Origin of the sequence: Arthrobacter sp. NPDC058130 (genome assembly GCF_042884475.1) — a bacterium.
Lineage (GTDB): Bacteria > Actinomycetota > Actinomycetes > Actinomycetales > Micrococcaceae > Arthrobacter.
In genome coordinates, this window is sequence record NZ_JBHVTV010000002.1 from 334541 (window position 1) to 352520 (window position 17980).

Below are 17980 nucleotides of genomic sequence, written 5' to 3' on the forward strand. Positions count from 1 at the left end.
GGGCGAGGGCATGTCCATTGGACGACGCGGCGGCGGGGTTTCCCGCGGACTCTCAGATCCGGACATGTCCCTTCCTGGGCACTATGGATGAGCATGGCAGGCATATGTCCAGTGGCTGCGGGCGGGCGAGGGCATGTCCATTGGACGACGCGGCAGGCGGAGTTTCCCGCGGGCTCTCAGATCCGGACATGTCCCTTCCTGGGCACTAAGGATGGGCATGGCAGGCATATGTCCAGTGGCAGCGGCCACGCGAGGGCATGTGCCGATGCTTGCCACGGATGTTTAGGGCAGACTGGTGGCGTGAGCGGAATCCGGTGGGTGCTGCACGTCGACCTCGACCAGTTCATTGCGGCGGTCGAGGTGTTGCGGCGGCCGGAGCTTGCGGGCAGGCCGATCATTGTCGGCGGCCGGGGCGACCCCACGGAACGGGCTGTGGTGTCGACCGCATCCTACGAAGCCAGGGCGTTCGGTGTGGGGTCCGGAATGCCCTTACGCATTGCGGCCCGGAAAGTGCCCGACGCTGTGATCCTGCCCGTCGATCACGAGGCTTACCTCGCGGCGTCTGAAACGGTGATGGCCACCCTGCGCGCGCAGCCCGGCGCCACCGTGCAGGTGCTGGGTTGGGATGAGGCCTTTGTAGGCACTGAGACAGAGCATCCGGAAGCCTACGCCCGGCAGGTGCAGGCCGCTGTCCTGGAGCGAACACAGCTGCATTGCAGCGTGGGCATCGGAGACACGCTGGTCCGAGCCAAGGTCGCCACCGGTTTCGGCAAGCCGGCCGGCGTCTTCCGTCTCACTGCCGGAAACTGGCTCGAGGTCATGGGCAGCCGGCCAACCAAGGACCTGTGGGGCGTCGGAACCAAAGTGTCGGGCCGGCTGTCCAAACTCGGCATCAACACAGTCGCCGAGCTCGCCGCGTCCGACCCCCAGGACCTGGTCCCGGAGTTCGGCCCCAGGATGGGTCCTTGGTACGCGGAGCTCGGACGCGGGGACGGCGCCAGCGTCGTGGACGACACCCCGTGGGTTGCCCGCGGGCATAGCCGGGAGACCACGTTCCAGCGGGACCTGACCGAGCCCGCCCAGGTGGACGACGCCGTGAGGCAGCTGACAGCGCGTGTCCTTGAGGATGTTGTGGCCGAAGGACGGCCCGTGATCGGACTGACCCTGAAGGTTCGGTACGCACCGTTCTTCACCACGACCCACGCGCGGAAAATTCCGGAGACATTCGACCGGAACGAAATCCTCGCGCGGACCTTGGACCTCGCCGCCAGCATCGAAGCAGGGCGCCCGATCCGGCTCCTGGGCCTGCGGGCCGAAATGGCAATGCCCGACGATGCCCGCAAGGGACATACGCCGACGCGCGGCGGTTGGTGACGGCGCCGCTCCGTCACCTCCGGAGCGGGAGCCGGCGCCGGCCCGGCACGGAGGGGCTTACTCCGGATCCTCCGGATCCTCCGGTTCGCCCAGCCCGCGGGCGGCCAGGGCTTCACCGGTCTGCCGGGCAAAGGCCACCGTGGTGATGAAGACGGGCAGCACAAGGGCCCGCGGGTTGCGTTCGAGTCCGCGGGCACGGGCAGAATCGCGCACGTCAGCATACGCCCCGGCAACGAACGGGATGCTGCGGAGCATGATGGCAATCGTCAGGGCGAAGCGTTCCGGATCCGCGCCGACCCGCCGGAAGGGCCTGGCCAGGGAGGCCACGCCGTCGAGCAGCGCCTGCACCGGCGTGGTGGCGGTCAGGATTGATGCCGCGACGACGCAGACCAGGACGTTCAGCACGATCCGCGCGGCGGTCGGGGCACCCAGCTGCCACCATTGGAAGAGGCCGATGGCCAGCAGGACCGGCAGGACCGGGCGCACTGCGCGAAACAGCCGGGCGGGGCCTGCCCCGCTGAGCAGGAACAGGCCGCACAGCAGAGCCAGCACAGCGGCGGACACGGCCCAGTCGGCAATCAGGAACGAGGCCATTCCGCAGCCAACAACCAGCACGAACTTCAGCCACAGCGGCGTGCGGTGGATCACGGACGAGCCCGGCACGTACGTGGCCAGAAGGAGGCCGTGGCTGCTCATGTCTGCTCCAGGCGGGTCTGCCCCGTGCCGGTCCGATCGGCCACGGCGCCCCCGTCCCGGCCACCAGCGACCGAGCCACCGATACCGTCCCCGATCCCGCCGGCGGGCCGGCCTCCAGCCGCGGGCAGGCCGGCGGAACTCACGGCGCGGTAGTGCGCGACGGCGGCGGACGGTTCGCCGTCGAACACGACCTTCCCGGCGTCGACCACCAGCACCCGGTCCATGTCGCGGGCGAGCTCGAGGTCGTGGGTGGAGAGGATGACCTGCTGGCGGAGTCCGGCCAGCGTGCGCCGCAGCAGTTCGCGGTTGCGGAGATCCAGCAGCGTGGACGGCTCGTCCAGGACCAGCACGTCCGGGTCCACGGCGAGGACCGCAGCCAGCGCCAGGAGTTGGCGTTCGCCGCCGGAAAGCTCGTAGATGCTCTGGTCCGCGAGCAGCAGGAGGCCAAACCGTTCCAGGACAGATTCGGCGTGGGCCCGGCGCTCTGTGGCGTTGCGGATGGAGCGGCGCAGCGACAGTTCCACGTCCTCGCGACCCGTGGGCATGACGAGCTGGGAGAGCGGATCCGTGAAGACAAAGCCCACGCGCCGGCGGACCTCCCGCACGGCGCGGACGGTATCGGCGCCGTCGACTGCCACCGTGCCATCGCTCGGTGCCACGAGCCCGTTGAGGAGCCGCAGGAGGGTGGATTTACCTGAGCCGTTGGCCCCGATCACCCCGATCCGCCGTTCGGTGAGGTCCAGCGATAGCTCCTGGAGCAGTGTCTTGGGTGCGGGGCGGCCGTCAACCGACACCCGCACCGTCACCCGGTCCAGGACGATGCTGCTCACGGGCGGGTGTCAGCCGTCCGGACGCGGCGCAGCAGCAGGTCCGGGAAGGCCTTGTGCAGTGCCAGGGCGATGCTGACAGCCAGAACGTTCTTGATGATGTCGCCGGGGTAGAACGCGAGGTCGGCGATGAAGGCCTTCGAGAAGTCCAGCTTGGCGTTGACCATCATGCCCAGGATGCCGAGGCCGTGGATGAAGACGATGCTGCTCACCATGGCCGCGGCGAACAGGAGGACGGCGCGCAGTTTTCCGGTGCGGTTGGCGGTGCGTGCGAGCACGACGGCGGCCAGCCAGCCTACCGCCGTGGCGGCCAGCAGGAACCCGATGATGTAGCCCGCGGAGGGTCCGGCGAGGATGCCCAGCCCGCTGCGGCCGCCGCTGAAGATCGGCAGGCCCGCGAAGCCCAGGAGCAGGTACAGGCCGACGGCGGCGAAGGCTCGGCCCGCTCCCAGGGCCAGCCCCGTGAGCATGACGGCGAGGGTCTGCAGCGTGATGGGTACGCCGAGCCCGCCGACGGGAATGGCGGCGATCAGCGCGGAGGCGGCCACAAGTGCGGCAAAGACGGCGATCAGGCCAAGATCGGTGGCATTCCAGCGGATCCGCCGGTGCGGGGTCGTGGCTGTGGCGGGACGGTCGGTCTGCGTCATGATGTTCCTGTCGGATGCTGCGGCGGATATTGGAATCGTGATTTTCGAATCCTGGTATTGACTGTACGGTCGCGGCGGGTGGGGTTTTTTGTAGGCGCCCCACTAACCGGCAGCCCCATTGCTGGAGGGCGCGGCCAATGTTGGCGGCCCGCCGCCCTGACTAACGCACTGAAGGAGGTCGGTCGGGCGGCGGTCGGGCGTCCGTCGGCCACCGGGGGGCGCATGTCATGGAGCGGGAGCCGTGCCGGTAGACTTGTAGAGGCCGTGCTCTCGCACCGCCCTGCCCCGGCCCCGCCCAGACTCCACCCGTCGTGCCGCGGCATTCCCTGTTGTGAAAGGCCTTAGCTGCATTGATTACCGTCCAGGATCTCGAACTGCGCGCCGGCGCCCGCCTCCTCATGGACCAGGTGAGCTTCCGGATCGACAAGGGAGACAAGATCGGTCTGGTCGGCCGTAACGGTGCAGGCAAGACAACACTGACCCGGGTGCTCGCGGGCGAGGGCCTGCCCGCCGCCGGCAAGGTAACCCGGAGCGGTGAAATCGGCTACCTGCCGCAGGATCCGCGCACCCCGGACATGGAGCAGCTTGCGCGGGACCGGATCCTGTCCGTCCGCGGCCTGGACATCGCCGTCGGCAAGCTCCGCAAGGCCCACGATGAGATGGCCAGCGAGGACCCTGCGGTCCAGCGCAAGGCGATGAACCGCTATGACCGGCTGGAGTCCGAGTTCCTGGCCGCCGGCGGCTATGCTGCCGAAGCTGAGGCGGCAGCGATCTGCTCAAACCTGGCCCTGCCGGACCGCCTGCTGAACCAGCCGCTCAAGACCCTGTCCGGCGGGCAGCGGCGCCGTGTGGAGCTGGCGCGGATCCTGTACTCGGATGCCGAGACCATGCTCCTCGATGAGCCCACCAACCACCTCGACGCCGACTCTATCGCCTGGCTCCGGGAGTTCCTCAAGAACCACCAGGGCGGCCTGATTGTGATCAGCCACGACACCGAACTGCTCGAAGCGACCGTGAACAAGGTCTTCCTCCTGGACGCCAACCGCGCCCAGATCGACTTCTACAACATGGACTGGAAGCGCTACCTCACCCAGCGCGAAACCGACGAGCGTGCCCGCAAGCGCGAACGCGCCAACGCGGAAAAGAAGGCCCAGGTCCTCATGGACCAGGCGAACAAGATGCGCGCCAAGGCCACCAAGGCCGTCGCCGCGCAGAACATGGCCAAACGCGCCGAGCGGCTCCTGGGCGGTCTTGAGGCGGTCCGCGAAAATGACCGCGTGGCGGCCCTGCGCTTCCCGGACCCCTCGCCCTGCGGCAAGACCCCGCTGACCGCGGACGGCCTCAGCAAGTCCTACGGCTCGCTGGAAATTTTCACCGACGTCGACCTCGCGATCGACCGCGGCTCCAAGGTGGTCATCCTGGGCCTGAACGGTGCCGGCAAGACCACGCTGCTGCGCATGCTCGCCGGCGTGGACAAGCCGGACACCGGCGAAGTTGTTGCCGGCCACGGCTTGAAGGTGGGCTACTACGCCCAGGAGCACGAGACGCTCGACGTCGATCGCACCGTCCTGCAGAACATGCGTTCGGCCGCCCCGGACATGAACGATTCCGAGGTCCGCGGCATCCTGGGATCGTTCCTGTTCTCCGGAGACGACGTCGACAAGCCCGCCGGGGTGCTCTCCGGCGGCGAAAAGACCCGACTTGCCCTGGCCACGATCGTGGCGTCAAGCGCCAATGTGCTGCTCCTCGACGAGCCCACGAACAACCTCGACCCGGCCAGCCGCTCCGAAATCCTCGGCGCCCTGCGGAACTACACCGGCGCCGTCGTCCTGGTGAGCCACGATGAGGGCGCCGTGGAGGCACTGAACCCGGAGCGTGTGGTCCTGCTGCCCGACGGCGTCGAGGACCACTGGAACGAAGACTACCTGGACCTGATCACGCTGGCGTAGGGCCACCAAACTGACTCGCACTTGTGGCCGTTTTCAGCGCTCAAAACGGCCCCTGCTGCGAGTCAGTTGGGTTAGCGGACAGGCATTTCTTCCGCGCCCGTGATCCGGTGCAGGTCTTCGTAGCCGATGGAGAACATCGAGTTGTGGTCGCCCGCGCCTGCCCACAGGACCTCGTGATTCTTCAGAGTGGAGTCCAGGAGCGTCCGGATCTTTTCCGGATGGCCGACCGGGGCCACGCCGCCCACTTCCTGGCCGGTGTGTTCCAGGACGAAAGCGGGGGAGGCGCGGCGGATTCTCCCGCCGCCCAGCTGCTCCGCGACCTTGTGGACGTCTACCCGGGCCGCGCCGCTGGCCAGGATGAGCAGCGGGGCGCCTTCGTGGTCGAAGATGAGGCTGTTGGTGATCGCGGCGACGTCGCAGCCCAGTGTGGCGGCCGCCGCGGCCGCCGTCGGGACTTTCGAATGGAACACCGTCACGGTGTCCTCGACGCCCAGCCCGGTGAGGGCGCGCTTGACGTTGGCCACCGGACCGGGAATGGAATCAGGGCGCACTGCTCAGAACCCCTGCGCGTCGAGGATGGCGTCTTCCTCTTCTTCCGCCGTCGCGTTCTTCCGCTTGCGGGGAGCGGGACGGCGCCGCACCGTCGGGCCGCTGGAGTGCAGGAAACCGCCGTCGGCGGCCTCGGCGTCTTCCGCGTCAATCGCGGCGTTGCGCGCCTGCTGCCGGGCCGCATAACCGAACCCGACAAACATCAGAATGCCGAACGCGAACCACTGCAGTGAGTAGGAGAGGTGCGTACCTTCATCCGTGGAGGGCTTGGGGAAGGGGAACGGCATGTCCTGCACCGAGGGCGACTCGGATGCCAGCTGGCCGTAGGCTCCCGTGAGCAGCGGATAGCCCAGCTGCGTGGAATAGGCGGCGAGATCGATCGAGGCAAGCTGGCCGTCGGGGGCGCCGCGCTGAAGCTCCGGCTCGGCGGGCTTGAGGCGGGCGACAACCGTGACCGGACCCTGCGGCGGCGCAGGAACGGAGTCGGGCCGGCCCGGCGTGTTGTTGCCGATGGGCAGCCAGCCGCGGTCAATCACGACGGTTTCGCCGGTCTCGAGTTTGAACGGAACCACCACCTCGTAGCCGGGCTGGCCGTTGAGGGGGCGGTTGCGGACGATGCGCTGCCCGGCGCCGTCATAACTGCCCCTGAGCTCGACCTGGGTCCACTCGCGCTCCGGATTCAGCCGGCTGAACTGGTCTCGGACATCCGCGAACGGCACGGGCGTTGCGGAGTAGTTGGAGACCACCCGGTTGATTTCGGCCAGCGTCTCGGCGCGGCGGTCCATCTGCCACCGACCCAGTCCGACGCAGCCGGCGGCGAAGATCGCGGCCAGCAACAAATACCCCAGCCATTTACTGGAGAAGAGAAAGCGGTACATTCAGCCGATCCTGCCTGACGGGTCGAGAGGGAGCGTTCCTTCGTCGAGGGTGACGGCGTCCGCAGCGAGGGCCACCGTCTCCTTCCACAGCCCGCGCGTCTGGAGGTAGTCCTCAAGCCACGCCCGGTGCTCGCCGCACGCCAGCCAGATCTTGCGCCGCTCCGGGGTATGGATCTTGGGGTTGTTCCACAGCAGCTGCCATTGGGCCGCGGCGCGGCAGGCCTTCCGGGAGCAGACGGTACCGGGGCCCGCCGGGGTGTCCCCGCCGCCCCCGGCCAGGTCAAAGAGGTTCATGAAGCTGCCCGTCCGTGGTCGTCGTCGTCGTTTTCATCATCGATCAGCTCGCCTTGCAGCAGCGTCCCCGAGGCGTCATCTCCGGCGTACGGCTCGGCCGCGCCCGTGGGAGCCGCGGCGTCCAGCTCTGCGAGCGGAGCGTAGTCCAGGAGGGAGTCACTGTGGATTTCCGCTTTGTCGCTGCCGTTGGCGATCACCACGGCAATCCAGGGCAGGAAGACGGCCCCCAGCACCGGGATGAGCCTGAACCAGCCATCTACCGCAAAAATCAGGATGAGGCAGACCATGCGGATGCCCATGGCGACGGCGTATTTGACCATCCGCTGGTGCATCTCGTCCGAATGCGCAGCAGCGGCGTCTGTGATGCTGTGCACCTCGGTACCGCCGGACTCGGCGTCCGGCCTCCCGGGCACAGGCGCACCGGGTCGGTTTTTGAGTGTCACGGCTGTCAGATCACGCTCCCAAGGCTTACTCCAATTCTCTCACCATCGGCGGAGCCGCCCAAACGCAAGCGAACCGGGCGCTAAGATCGGAGGCAGGAAAAATCCAGCCCCCAGCGCGGCCTTCCCTGCCGCAGAATCCCGGAGCCCCATATGTCTGAAACACCCACCACCGGCCGCAGCGTTCTGATCACCGGCGGAAACCGGGGAATCGGCCTGGCCATTGCCGAGTCCTTCCTGGCTAACGGCGACAAGGTGGCGGTGACCTTCCGCAGCGAATCGGCGCTGCCCGAGGGCATCCTCGGCGTCAAGGCGGACGTTACAGATGAGTCCTCGGTGGACGCCGCGTTCGCGGAAGTCGAAGCCGCCCACGGTCCCGTCGAAGTACTCGTCGCCAACGCCGGCATCACCAAGGACACGCTCCTGATGCGCATGAGCGAGGACGATTTCACCTCGGTGATCGATACCAACCTCACGGGCGCTTTCCGGGTCATCAAGCGCGCGTCCAAGGGCATGATCCGTGCCCGCAAGGGCCGCGTGGTGCTGATCTCTTCTGTCTCCGGCCTGTACGGCGCGCCCGGCCAGATCAACTACTCGGCCTCGAAGGCCGGCCTTGTAGGCATCGCCCGTTCGCTCACCCGCGAGCTCGGCGGGCGCGGGATCACCGCGAACGTGGTCGCACCCGGCTTCATCAACACGGACATGACGGCCGAGCTGCCCGAGGCCACGCAGAAGGACTACCTGACCAAGGTCCCCGCAGGTCGCTTCGCCGAGGCCTCCGAGGTCGCCAACGTGGTTCGCTGGATCGCCAGCGACGAGGCGTCCTACATCTCGGGGGCGGTCATTCCGGTCGACGGCGGCCTCGGAATGGGCCACTGACTCAGGAGAGCCAGAACGACGCCGGACACGGCGCACGCGACTGAGGCAGCGGACGACGGCGGATACCGCCGTCGTCCGCTGTCTCCGTCCGCCGCCTTAGTTCGCCGCCGCGGATCCTCCGTGCCGGGCCTTTTGCCGGGCCTTTTTGCCCTTGGCACCCGAACCCCGGGAGCGTCTAATGGCCTCACAGCCCCAACCCATGCCATGGCCGGGGCGTGGACGCAGGAGGAAAATCATGAGTGATCTCAGCAAGTGGATGCCCTCGGACATGCTGGAGCCGGTCCGCCGCTTCCTCGACGGTGATCTGTCCATAGCTCCCGGGATCAAAATCGAACAGTTCCAGGAGGGCAGCACCCTGGTGGTTCGGGCAGAGGTGCCCGGGATCGACCCGGACCAGGATGTCGACGTCTCGGTCAGCGAGGGCATGCTGCACATCGCGGTGGAGCGGCAGGAAACATCCGAGCATAAGAGCAAGGCCGGATATCGCTCAGAGTTCCGCTACGGCCGGTCCTCCCGGAGCATTGCGCTGCCCGCGGGGGCGAAGGAAGAAGACATCACCGCCACGTACAAGGACGGCGTGCTGGAGGTCCGCGCACCGGCTCCCGAGGTGCTCACGGGGGAAACTTCGAAGAAGATCAGGATCGACCGCAGCTGACCCACCTTCAGCGGGTCCCGGCCATGACACCTCGGGAACTACGCTGCCGGGGCTTCTTTGTGGACGCTCAACAACTGCAAAGGCACGATCCGCTGGCATGATGGATTGCAGACCCACAGTGTTTGGACGTTTGGAACAAAAGGAGCTCGTATGGGACTGCTGGACAACAAGACTGCGATCGTTACCGGTTCGTCGCGCGGAATCGGCGCCGACGTCGCCAAGATCCTGGCCGGCGAAGGTGCGGCCGTGGTCGTGAACTACCGCCAGAAGGCGCCGCGCGCCAACAAGGTCGTCTCGGAGATCGAAGCCGAGGGCGGCCGCGCGGCGGCCGTCGGGGCGGACCTCACCACCCAGGAAGGCGTCCAGGCCCTCGCCAGCGCCGCCATGGAGAACTTCGGTTCGCTGGACCTCCTGGTCCTCAACGCCTCCGGCGGCATGGAGAGCGGAATGGAAGAGGGCTACGCGCTGAAGCTGAACCGCGACGCCCAGGTGAACATGCTCAACGCCGCCGTGCCGCTGATGCCCGAAGGCTCCCGCGTGGTGTTCGTGACCAGCCACCAGGCCCACTTCATCGGCACGGTTCCCACCATGCCCGAGTACGAGCCCGTGGCCCGCAGCAAGCGTGCCGGCGAGGACGCCCTGCGCGAACTCGTGCCGGCCCTGGCGGAAAAGGGCATCTCGCTCGTGGTGGTTTCCGGCGACATGATCGAGGGCACCGTCACGGCCACTTTGCTTGACCGGTCCAACCCCGGCGCCATCGAGGCCCGCCGCGCCGAGGCAGGCAAGCTGTACTCGGTCAAGGAGTTCGCCGCGGAGGTCGCCAAGATGGCCACCGCCGACGTCGAGACCGGCCACACCGAATACGTCGGCGGTGCGGATTACTTCGGTAAGACCGCAGACACGACTGCCGAAACCGGCTCCCACTAGCAGCGCAGGCCCCCGGCCCGACCGGGATGGCACGTCGCGGCAATGTTTTCCAAACATTGCCGCGACGTGCCATCCCGCGGTTAACGCCTCAGACCCCCGCGATGTACCGTACAGCGTCGAGATAAGGCAGGCTGATGGCGGCGTCCGCAGCCGCACGGACGGCCGGCTTCGCGTTGAAGGCGACGCCGATTCCGGCGGCGCCGAGCATGTCCAGATCGTTGGCGCCGTCACCCACGGCGATCGTGTGCTCCATCGGGATACCCTCTGCGGCGGCCCACTCGCGCAGGTACTTCTCCTTCGCCGCCCGGTCGATGACGTCGCCGAGCACCTTGCCGGTCAGTGCGCCGTCGACGATTTCAAGTTCGTTGGCGATCCAGTAATCCAGCCCCAGGTCTTCGGCGATCGGCCGCAGGATCTGGTTGAACCCGCCGGACACCACGGCCACGGCGTGGCCGGCGGCCCGGAAGGCCGCCACCAGTTCGGCAGCGCCCGCGGTCAGCCTGACCTCGGCGCGGACCGATTCGACGACGTCCGCCGGCAGCCCCGCGAGGACAGCCACCCGGGCGTGCAGGCTCTGGGCGAAGTCCAGTTCCCCGCGCATGGCCGCCTCGGTCACGGCCGTCACTTCCTCGCGCTTGCCGGCATAGGCGGCCAGGAGTTCGATCACTTCCTGCTGGATGAGGGTGGAATCGACGTCCATGATGAGGAACTTTCGCGGCGCATTGCGCAGTCCCGCGGGAACCAGCGCGGTGTCCACGCCGTCGATCCCGGAGGCAGCCAGGGTACGGCGCGCCCCGGTCAGTGAAGCATCCAGTGAACCGTCTACGGAATCGTCCAAAGTACAGTCCGCCGCATGCACCTCGAAGCGTGCGTCGCCGGTACGGTTTTCGACCCCGACGCCCAGCCCCGCGGCCGTCAGGAGCGAACGCAGCCGCTGGATGTCGGGAAGGGAAAGTTTCAGGCCATAGCTGACCGCGGTCACGTTCGAACTCATGGCCTCAATCCTAGCGAGCACGCGGTGGACGGCCCGAATTCGTTGCGCCCCGGCCGCCGCCGCGTGACGCTCCACGGCGGCCCGCGGCGCCGGTTATCAGTCCTCCGCTTTTTTGTCCTAGTGTCTACTCCTATGAGTGATGTTCTTGAAATGGCCGGCGTCAGCGTTGTACGTGGGGCTAAAACCCTCCTGGACAAGGTCGATTGGCAGGTCAAGGAAGGCGAACGCTGGGTAATCCTGGGACCCAACGGCGCCGGCAAGACCACTCTCCTCCAGCTGGCAGGCGCCCGGATCCACCCGACGTCCGGAGTGGCGGGCATCCTCGAGGAAGTCCTCGGCTCGGTTGATGTGTTCGAGCTCCGGCCCCGGATCGGCCTGTCCTCCGCCGCCCTGGCCAGCCAGATTCCCGAGCAGGAAAAGGTCCTCAACGTCGTGGTTACCGCCGCGTACGGGGTGACCGGCCGCTGGCGCGAAGGCTACGAGAAGAACGACGAGCGGCGCGCCTTTGGCCTGCTGAACGACTGGGGGATGGGCCCGCTGCTCAACCGCCCCTTCGCCTCGCTGTCCGAGGGAGAGCGCAAGCGCGTCCAGATTGCCCGCGCCCTGATGACCGATCCGGAACTCCTGCTCCTCGACGAGCCGGCCGCCGGGCTCGACCTCGCCGGGCGCGAGGACCTGGTCCAGCGCCTGAGCGAGCTCGCCCGCGACGACGCCGCCCCGGCGATCGTGCTGGTCACCCACCACCTTGAAGAAGTGCCGCCGGGCTTCACGCACGCGATGCTCATGCGCGACGGCGGTGTGGTGGCCTCCGGTCCGCTGCCGGAAGTCCTCACAGCCGAAAACCTGAGCGAAACGTTCGGCCTGCCGCTGGACGTCACCGTCAACGCAGGCCGGTACACCGCCACCGCCAGCCGCTGACGGGGCCGCTGACCACGCGTGGAGCTCCTCAATAGCGCCTTCATATTCATCGCCGGGCTGTGGGCGGGCACCATCAACAGCGTCGTCGGATCCGGCACCCTGGTCACCTTCCCGGTGCTGATCGCCCTCGGCTATCCCCCCGTCACCGCCTCCATCAGCAACGCCATGGGGCTTGTGGCCGGCAACGCCACCGGCGCCTGGGGCTACCGGAGGGAGCTCGCCGGCCGTGGCAGGCAGCTGCTCCGGCTCCTGCCGGCATCGCTGCTGGGCGGCGTCACGGGCGCCTACCTGCTGCTGCATTTGCCCGAGAAAGTCTTCTACTACGCCGCTCCGGCCCTGATCGTGCTGGCCCTGTTGATGGTGGTCTTCCAGCCGCGGCTCCAGCGCTGGGTGAAGAACCGCGAGGAAAACCCCGAGCACGCCATCCGGGACCGGCGCCACAGCGTCCTGCTTGTCGTGCTGGTGTACCTGGCCGGCGTCTATGGCGGGTACTTCGTCGCGGCCCAGGGCATCCTGCTGGTGGGCATCCTGGGCGTCTTCATGACCGGAACCATCCAGAACGCCAACGCGATGAAGAACATCCTGGTCCTGGGCGTGAATGTGGTCGCCGCCGGCTCCTACCTCCTGTTCGCGTTCGACCGGATCGACTGGGGCGTGGTCGGCCTGATCGCCGTGAGCTCCCTGATCGGCGGCGTGATTGGCTCCAAGGTGGGCCGCAGGCTCTCCCCGGTGGTCCTGCGCGGCGTCATCTTCACCCTGGGCCTGGTGGCACTGGGATTCATGATCGCCAACCTGTTCAAATAGCCCCCGAAAAGACCTGCCCGTGACCTTTTACTTTCTTGAATCCGCCGACGACCCGCGGGTTTCCGACTACACCCGGCTCACGGACGTGCACCTGCGCAAACTCCGGGAACCTGCCGAGGGCCTGTACATCGCCGAGTCCTCCCGCGTCCTGCGCCGTGCGCTGGCGGCGGGGCACCGGCCGCGGTCCTTCTTCCTGGCCGAGAAGTGGGCCGAGGACCTCGCGGATGTCTTCGAGCAGTACCCCGACGTCCCGGCCTATGTCGGCTCCGCGGCGCTGCTGGAGGAGATCACCGGATTCCACCTGCACCGCGGCGCCATGGCCGCCATGCACCGGCCTGCCCCGGTGCCGCTGGCGGAACTGCTCGCCGGAGCCCGCCGGGTGGCCGTGCTGGAAGACATCGTGGACCACACCAACGTCGGGGCCATTTTCCGCTCCGCGGCTGCGCTCGGCGTTGACGCCGTCCTGGTATCGCCGCGCTGCGGGGATCCGCTCTACCGCCGCAGCGTACGGGTCAGCATGGGAACCGTCTTCCAGGTGCCATGGGCCCGGCTCGAGGACTGGACCGCAGGCCTGGCCGCGCTTCAGGGGCAGGGCTTCACGGTGGCGGCCATGGAGCTCACGCATGACGCCGTCGACCTCGACGAGCTCGCGGCCCGCCAGCCCGAACGGCTGGCACTGGTGCTGGGCACGGAGGGCGCGGGCATGAGCGAGGCAACCCTCGCCGCCGTCGACCTCGCCGTCAAGATCCCCATGCGCCCGGGCGTCGATTCGCTCAACGTCGCCGCGGCGTCGGCGGTTGCCTTCTGGGAACTCCGCCCGAGGGACTGAGGCGGGCTGCTGACGTGCGCCGACGGTGTTCGTCAGTGCGCCGGCAATCGGCTATGATTGATAGCTGGCCGTCCGGTGCTTTCCGCCGGCCATCCCATTCATACCTGGCAACTGGCAAAATCCAGTTGTGCGAACAAAGGTCCAATTATGAAGTCTGATATCCACCCGAAGTACGAAGCTGTTGTTTTCAACGACCTGGCTTCCGGCGTCAAGTTCCTGACCAAGTCCACCGTGTCTTCCAAGAAGACCATCGAGTGGGAAGACGGAAACACCTACCCGGTTATCGACGTCGAAATCTCCTCCGAGTCCCACCCGTTCTACACGGGCAAGCAGCGCATCATGGACTCCGCAGGCCGCGTCGAGCGCTTCAACGCTCGCTTCAAGGGCTTCGGCGGCAAGAAGTAACTTTCTGCCCCCAAGGTCTTGCAGAAAGCCCGCACCGGCAACGGTGCGGGCTTTCTGCGTCTGGGCAGTTTTTGCCTCACGGCGGTTTCGCCTCACAGCGGGTCCCGGTGTCGCGGGTTCCCGGAGGCATGCGGCAGGATGGATGTCATGACATCCCATCCCGTGGCCACCGTTCCCAGTACTGACGACGACGGCGCCCGTCACCACGGTGAGTACAAGGTCCCGGGCGGTAAACTCGTGGTCGCCGATTTCGACGTCGTGGACGGCGTCCTGGCCGGTGTCTCGCTGAGCGGGGATTTCTTCCTGGAACCGGACGAGGCGCTGCCGGAGATCAACCGGGCGCTCACCGGGCTGCCCGTAGAAGCAGGCGCCGCCGACATCGCCGCCGCCGTGACAGCCGCCCTGCCCGAGGACGCCGTGTTGTTTGGGTTTTCCGCCGACGCAGTCGCGGTCACCGTGCGCCGCGCCCTCGCGAAGGCGACCGGCTGGGCGGACCACCACTGGAACATCATCGCCCCGTCCGTCCTGCCCACCCACATCAACGTCGCCCTGGACGAGGTCCTGACCGAGGAAGTCGGCGCCGGGCGGCGCAATCCCACCCTACGCTTTTGGGACTGGGAGGAGCCCTCGGTGGTGATCGGCAGCTTCCAGTCGGTCCGCAACGAGCTCCACCCCGAAGGCGTGGCCCGGCACGGCATCAGCGTGGTCCGGCGGATCAGCGGCGGAGGAGCGATGTTCATGGAGGCGGGCAACTGCATCACCTACTCGCTCTACCTTCCGCAAACCCTCGTGGACGGCATCAGCTTCGCGGACTCCTACCCGTTCCTCGACGCCTGGGTGATGGCGGCATTGGAAAAAGTCGGCATCAGCGCCTTCTACGTGCCGCTCAATGACATCGCCACGGAGCACGGGAAGATCGGCGGCGCCGCGCAGAAACGGCTCGCCAACGGGGGGATGCTCCACCACGTCACCATGAGCTACGACATCGACGCCGAGAAGATGGTGGACGTTCTGCGGATCGGCAAGGAGAAACTCTCCGACAAGGGCACCAGGAGCGCCAAGAAGCGGGTGGATCCGCTCCGCCGCCAGACCGGCCTGGCCCGCGCCGAGATCGTTGCAGCCATGATGGACGTCTTCGCCGAACGCTATGGCGCGACGCCGTCCGTGCTCACCGACGCCGAGCTTGAGGCCGCCGGCCGCCGGGTGGAGACCAAGTTCGGCACCGCGGAGTGGCTGCACCGGGTGCCTTAAGAACGGCGGCTTAATCGTCGATGGCCTGTGCGGTCAGGGCCTGTGCTTTGAGGGAACGGTGCAGCTGGCTGCGCTGTTCGATGATGATCCGGCGCAGCGCGCGCGGCGCGTCGGGATGGGCCGTCAACCAGTGGTCGGTGCGGACGATCACGGCGTGGGTTTCCGGCGTTCCGCCGTGGCCGTCGAGGTCCTGGCCGGCAGGATAGAAGCCGCGGACAATCCGGCTGGCGATCTCGATGCTCCGGTCGGTCCAGATCTGCTCCAGGGACTCGAAGTACGGGTCAATGAAAGGGGCAAGCAGCGACGCCGCGCCGGTGTTGAACCCGGCGATGGTGGCGCTCAGGAGCTGGTTTGACAGCGCAGTGCCGTGGACCGCGGCCTCCCAGGCGGCCGCCTTGACGGTGGGATCGGGGCGGGCGGCGAGGGCCGTGGCGTGCCCGGACTTGCCTGCCGCCGTGTTGTCCCGGGCGAGCTCCTGGTCGAGTTGCTCCTGTGAGGCCTCGCCGTGGGCGGCGAGGGCATGCCAGAAGTTCCAGCGCAGTTCGGCGTCGACGGCCAGGCCGTCGATCACGATGCTGCCGTCCAGGACGCCTTGGAGCAGCCCCAGCCCGCTGGCGTCGTACCGGCTGGTAGAGGCCAGGGTCCGGGCCCAGGCCAGCTGCTGGTCTGAGCCCGGCGCCGCGGCCTGCAACTGCTCGGCGGCGGCGGTGAGGAAGCCGCGGCGCACGGCGTCCCGCTGGCCCCGGGGCACGTAGCGTTCGACCGCCGTTGAGGCGTTGCCGAGAACATTGAGGAGGACGCCGATTCCGGGTTCGGCGGGCCCGAACCGCTCGACGGCGTCGACATAGAGGGAAGCCGGCGTGACGGCATCGCGGGCCGAGTCCCACAGGGCAGTCCAGCACAACGCCCGCGCCATCGGGTCGCTGAGCTTGTCCAGGGAGCCGCGCACCGTGGTCTCGGACTGCGGGTCGAGCCGGACCTTGGCGTAGCTGAGGTCCTCGTCGTTGACTAGCAGCAGGGCGGGCCGCCCCTTGCCGGCAAGTTCGGCCACCTCGGTCCGGGGGCCGCTGACGTCGGTCTCGACGCTGTCCGTGCGCACCAGCGCGCCGGCGTCGTCAAAGTCGTAGAGGCCGATCCGCAGCCGGTGCGGCCGGGGCTCCTGCCGGCCGGTGGCGGGATCCACGGCGTCCTGCAGGACGGCGACCGAACTGAGCGCGCCCGCGTGCGCGGTGATCCCAATGGACTCGGTGATCTCGCTGGAAAGGGTGGAGATGCCGGAGGTCTGGAGCCATTGGCGGGCCCATTCGCCGAGGTCGCGGCCGGACGCCGCGCTGAGTGCCGCCAGCAGTTCGGCGAGGGTGGTGTTGCCGTACGCGTGGTCCCGGAAGTACTGGCGGGACCCGGCAATGAACGCGTCGAACCCGACGTAGGCCACGAGCTGCTTGAGCACCGAGGCGCCCTTGGCGTAGGTAATGCCGTCGAAGTTCTGCTTCGCCGCTTCCAGGTCCGGGATGTCGGCGACGATCGGGTGCGTGGTGGGCAACTGGTCCTGGACGTAGGCCCAGGCCTTGCGGTTGTTGGCAAAATTCACCCAGGCTGTGTCCCAGTCCGTGGTCCGGTCCACGCCCAGGGTGCCCATGTAGTCAGCGAAGGATTCTTTGAGCCACAGGTCGTCCCACCACTTCATGGTGACGAGGTCCCCGAACCACATGTGCGCCATTTCGTGCAGGAGGGTGTTGGCGCGGGCCTGGTACTGCGAGTCCGCGGCCCGCGAGGTGAAGACGTAGCTTTCGGTGAAGGTCACCAGTCCAGGGTTTTCCATGGCGCCGAGGTTGTATTCGGGCACGAACGCCTGCTCGTACTTGCCCCACGGGTAGGGGAAGTCGAAGAGCTCGTTGAAGAAGGACAGTCCGTTCCGGGTGAGGCGGAACAGGGCGTCGGCGTCGAAGGACGCGGCCATGGAGGCGCGGCAGTACAGCGCCAGCGGCACGTGCAAGGCCGTGCCGTCACCCAGCGTGCCGCTCCAGGCGTCCTCGGCCTTGAAGTACGGTCCGGCGAGGACGGTGGTGATGTAGGTGGACATCGCCTTGGTGGGGGCAAAGTCCCAGCGGCTCGTGGCCGGATCACTGGTCAGCTGGGTGCGCAGGACCTCCGCCCCGTTGGAGGACACCTGCCAGTCTGACGGGGCCATGACGTGGAAGGTGAACTCGGCCTTCAGGTCGGGTTGCTCGAAGTTCGCGAACACCCGGCGGGCGTCGGCGGGTTCGTACTGGGTGTACAGGTAGCACTGCCCGTCGGCGGGGTCCACGAAGCGGTGCATGCCCTCGCCGGAGGTGCTGTAGAGAGCTGTACCGGTAATCGTGACCTGGTTTTCCGCCTGCAAGTTGTCCAGCCGGATCCGGGAACCGTCCACGACGTCGGCGACGGCGAGGCCCTTGCCGTTGAGGAAGACGCTGTGCACGCTGCCCGCGATGAAGTCCACGAAGGTCGAGGCCCCGGGTTCGTTGGCCGAAAAGTTGATGACGCTGCGGCTGGTGTAGCCGGCGACGCTCGGGTCCGCCGCCTGCCGGACGTCAAGGGAGACGTCGTAGCTGTGCGTGGTGATGAAGGCGGCGCGGGCCGCGGCCTCGTCGCGGCTCAGATTCTGATTCGACACCCAGCTAT

The 17980-nt window shown here is 67.6% G+C and carries 19 protein-coding genes; 10 read left to right on the forward strand and 9 right to left on the reverse strand.

Annotated elements, in window-relative coordinates; translation table 11 throughout:
- Positions 1 to 318 precede the first annotated feature (318 nt).
- Entirely contained in the window at positions 319 to 1374 is a 1056-nt protein-coding gene (locus ACFVTM_RS05650; RefSeq protein WP_390202810.1) for a DNA polymerase IV, read from the forward strand.
- Positions 1375 to 1431: 57 nt separating this feature from the next.
- Here the strand turns inward: ACFVTM_RS05650 and ACFVTM_RS05655 are convergent, their stop codons facing one another.
- From ACFVTM_RS05655 to ACFVTM_RS05665, 3 genes are read right to left on the reverse strand one after another with little or no spacing between them, the layout of a single operon-like run.
- Positions 1432 to 2070, reverse strand: a complete 639-nt coding sequence (locus ACFVTM_RS05655; RefSeq protein ID WP_390202402.1) for an energy-coupling factor transporter transmembrane component T family protein — start codon at positions 2068 to 2070, stop codon at positions 1432 to 1434.
- A complete protein-coding gene (locus ACFVTM_RS05660; protein ID WP_390202403.1) occupies positions 2067 to 2900 on the reverse strand; it encodes an energy-coupling factor ABC transporter ATP-binding protein in 834 nt (277 codons plus the stop codon). The genes ACFVTM_RS05655 and ACFVTM_RS05660 overlap by 4 nt, the downstream gene beginning before the upstream one ends.
- A complete protein-coding gene (locus ACFVTM_RS05665) occupies positions 2897 to 3544 on the reverse strand; it encodes a biotin transporter BioY (protein WP_390202404.1) in 648 nt (215 codons plus the stop codon). The genes ACFVTM_RS05660 and ACFVTM_RS05665 overlap by 4 nt, the downstream gene beginning before the upstream one ends.
- A 350-nt stretch (positions 3545 to 3894) precedes the next feature.
- Here ACFVTM_RS05665 and ACFVTM_RS05670 point away from each other — a divergent pair, with 350 nt between their 5' ends.
- Positions 3895 to 5493 carry an ABC-F family ATP-binding cassette domain-containing protein gene (locus tag ACFVTM_RS05670; RefSeq protein WP_390202405.1) on the forward strand — a complete coding sequence of 533 codons (1599 nt, stop codon included), beginning with the start codon at positions 3895 to 3897 and terminating at the stop codon, positions 5491 to 5493.
- A gap of 71 nt (positions 5494 to 5564) precedes the next feature.
- Here ACFVTM_RS05670 and ACFVTM_RS05675 read toward each other — a convergent pair whose 3' ends face one another.
- Genes ACFVTM_RS05675 through ACFVTM_RS05690 form a run of 4 tightly spaced genes read right to left on the reverse strand, consistent with a single transcriptional unit; the run spans position 5565 to position 7657 of the window.
- Positions 5565 to 6044 (reverse strand): YbaK/EbsC family protein, encoded by a 480-nt coding sequence (locus ACFVTM_RS05675; RefSeq protein WP_390202406.1) that lies wholly within the window; start codon positions 6042 to 6044, stop codon positions 5565 to 5567.
- Positions 6045 to 6047: 3 nt separating this feature from the next.
- Entirely contained in the window at positions 6048 to 6920 is an 873-nt protein-coding gene (locus ACFVTM_RS05680; RefSeq protein ID WP_390202407.1) for an SURF1 family protein, read from the reverse strand.
- Complete coding sequence (locus ACFVTM_RS05685; RefSeq protein ID WP_390202408.1) at positions 6921 to 7214, reverse strand: hypothetical protein; 294 nt, start codon at positions 7212 to 7214, stop codon at positions 6921 to 6923.
- Positions 7211 to 7657: a DUF3099 domain-containing protein gene (locus ACFVTM_RS05690; protein WP_390202409.1), complete on the reverse strand. Its 447-nt coding sequence runs from the start codon at positions 7655 to 7657 to the stop codon at positions 7211 to 7213. The genes ACFVTM_RS05685 and ACFVTM_RS05690 overlap by 4 nt, the downstream gene beginning before the upstream one ends.
- 150 nt (positions 7658 to 7807) lie before the next feature.
- Between ACFVTM_RS05690 and ACFVTM_RS05695 the strand changes: the two genes are divergently transcribed.
- From ACFVTM_RS05695 to ACFVTM_RS05705, 3 genes are all read left to right on the forward strand, one after another.
- A complete protein-coding gene (locus tag ACFVTM_RS05695; protein ID WP_390202410.1) occupies positions 7808 to 8533 on the forward strand; it encodes a beta-ketoacyl-ACP reductase in 726 nt (241 codons plus the stop codon).
- 235 nt (positions 8534 to 8768) lie between these two features.
- A complete protein-coding gene (locus ACFVTM_RS05700) occupies positions 8769 to 9188 on the forward strand; it encodes an Hsp20/alpha crystallin family protein (protein WP_390202411.1) in 420 nt (139 codons plus the stop codon).
- A gap of 150 nt (positions 9189 to 9338) precedes the next feature.
- Complete coding sequence (locus ACFVTM_RS05705; RefSeq protein WP_390202412.1) at positions 9339 to 10115, forward strand: SDR family oxidoreductase; 777 nt, start codon at positions 9339 to 9341, stop codon at positions 10113 to 10115.
- A gap of 88 nt (positions 10116 to 10203) precedes the next feature.
- Here the strand turns inward: ACFVTM_RS05705 and serB are convergent, their stop codons facing one another.
- Positions 10204 to 11109: a phosphoserine phosphatase SerB gene (gene serB / locus ACFVTM_RS05710; RefSeq protein ID WP_390202413.1), complete on the reverse strand. Its 906-nt coding sequence runs from the start codon at positions 11107 to 11109 to the stop codon at positions 10204 to 10206.
- A gap of 132 nt (positions 11110 to 11241) precedes the next feature.
- On the opposite strand from serB, the gene ACFVTM_RS05715 reads away from it, so the two are divergent.
- The 5 genes from ACFVTM_RS05715 (at position 11242) to ACFVTM_RS05735 (ending at position 15316) form a co-directional block, all read left to right on the forward strand.
- Entirely contained in the window at positions 11242 to 12027 is a 786-nt protein-coding gene (locus ACFVTM_RS05715; RefSeq protein WP_390202414.1) for an ABC transporter ATP-binding protein, read from the forward strand.
- Between the two features lie 18 nt (positions 12028 to 12045).
- Positions 12046 to 12831, forward strand: coding sequence for a sulfite exporter TauE/SafE family protein (locus tag ACFVTM_RS05720; protein WP_390202415.1), 786 nt, complete (start codon positions 12046 to 12048; stop codon positions 12829 to 12831).
- A gap of 19 nt (positions 12832 to 12850) precedes the next feature.
- Positions 12851 to 13660 (forward strand): TrmH family RNA methyltransferase, encoded by an 810-nt coding sequence (locus tag ACFVTM_RS05725; RefSeq protein ID WP_390202416.1) that lies wholly within the window; start codon positions 12851 to 12853, stop codon positions 13658 to 13660.
- Positions 13661 to 13807: 147 nt separating this feature from the next.
- On the forward strand, positions 13808 to 14065 hold the full coding sequence (locus ACFVTM_RS05730; protein ID WP_028267311.1) for a type B 50S ribosomal protein L31: 258 nt from the start codon (positions 13808 to 13810) through the stop codon (positions 14063 to 14065).
- 147 nt (positions 14066 to 14212) lie between these two features.
- Positions 14213 to 15316 carry a biotin/lipoate A/B protein ligase family protein gene (locus tag ACFVTM_RS05735; RefSeq protein ID WP_390202417.1) on the forward strand — a complete coding sequence of 368 codons (1104 nt, stop codon included), beginning with the start codon at positions 14213 to 14215 and terminating at the stop codon, positions 15314 to 15316.
- Positions 15317 to 15326: 10 nt separating this feature from the next.
- On the opposite strand, the gene pepN is transcribed toward ACFVTM_RS05735, so the two are convergent.
- Complete coding sequence (gene pepN, locus ACFVTM_RS05740) at positions 15327 to 17972, reverse strand: aminopeptidase N (protein WP_390202418.1); 2646 nt, start codon at positions 17970 to 17972, stop codon at positions 15327 to 15329.
- Positions 17973 to 17980: the final 8 nt, after the last annotated feature.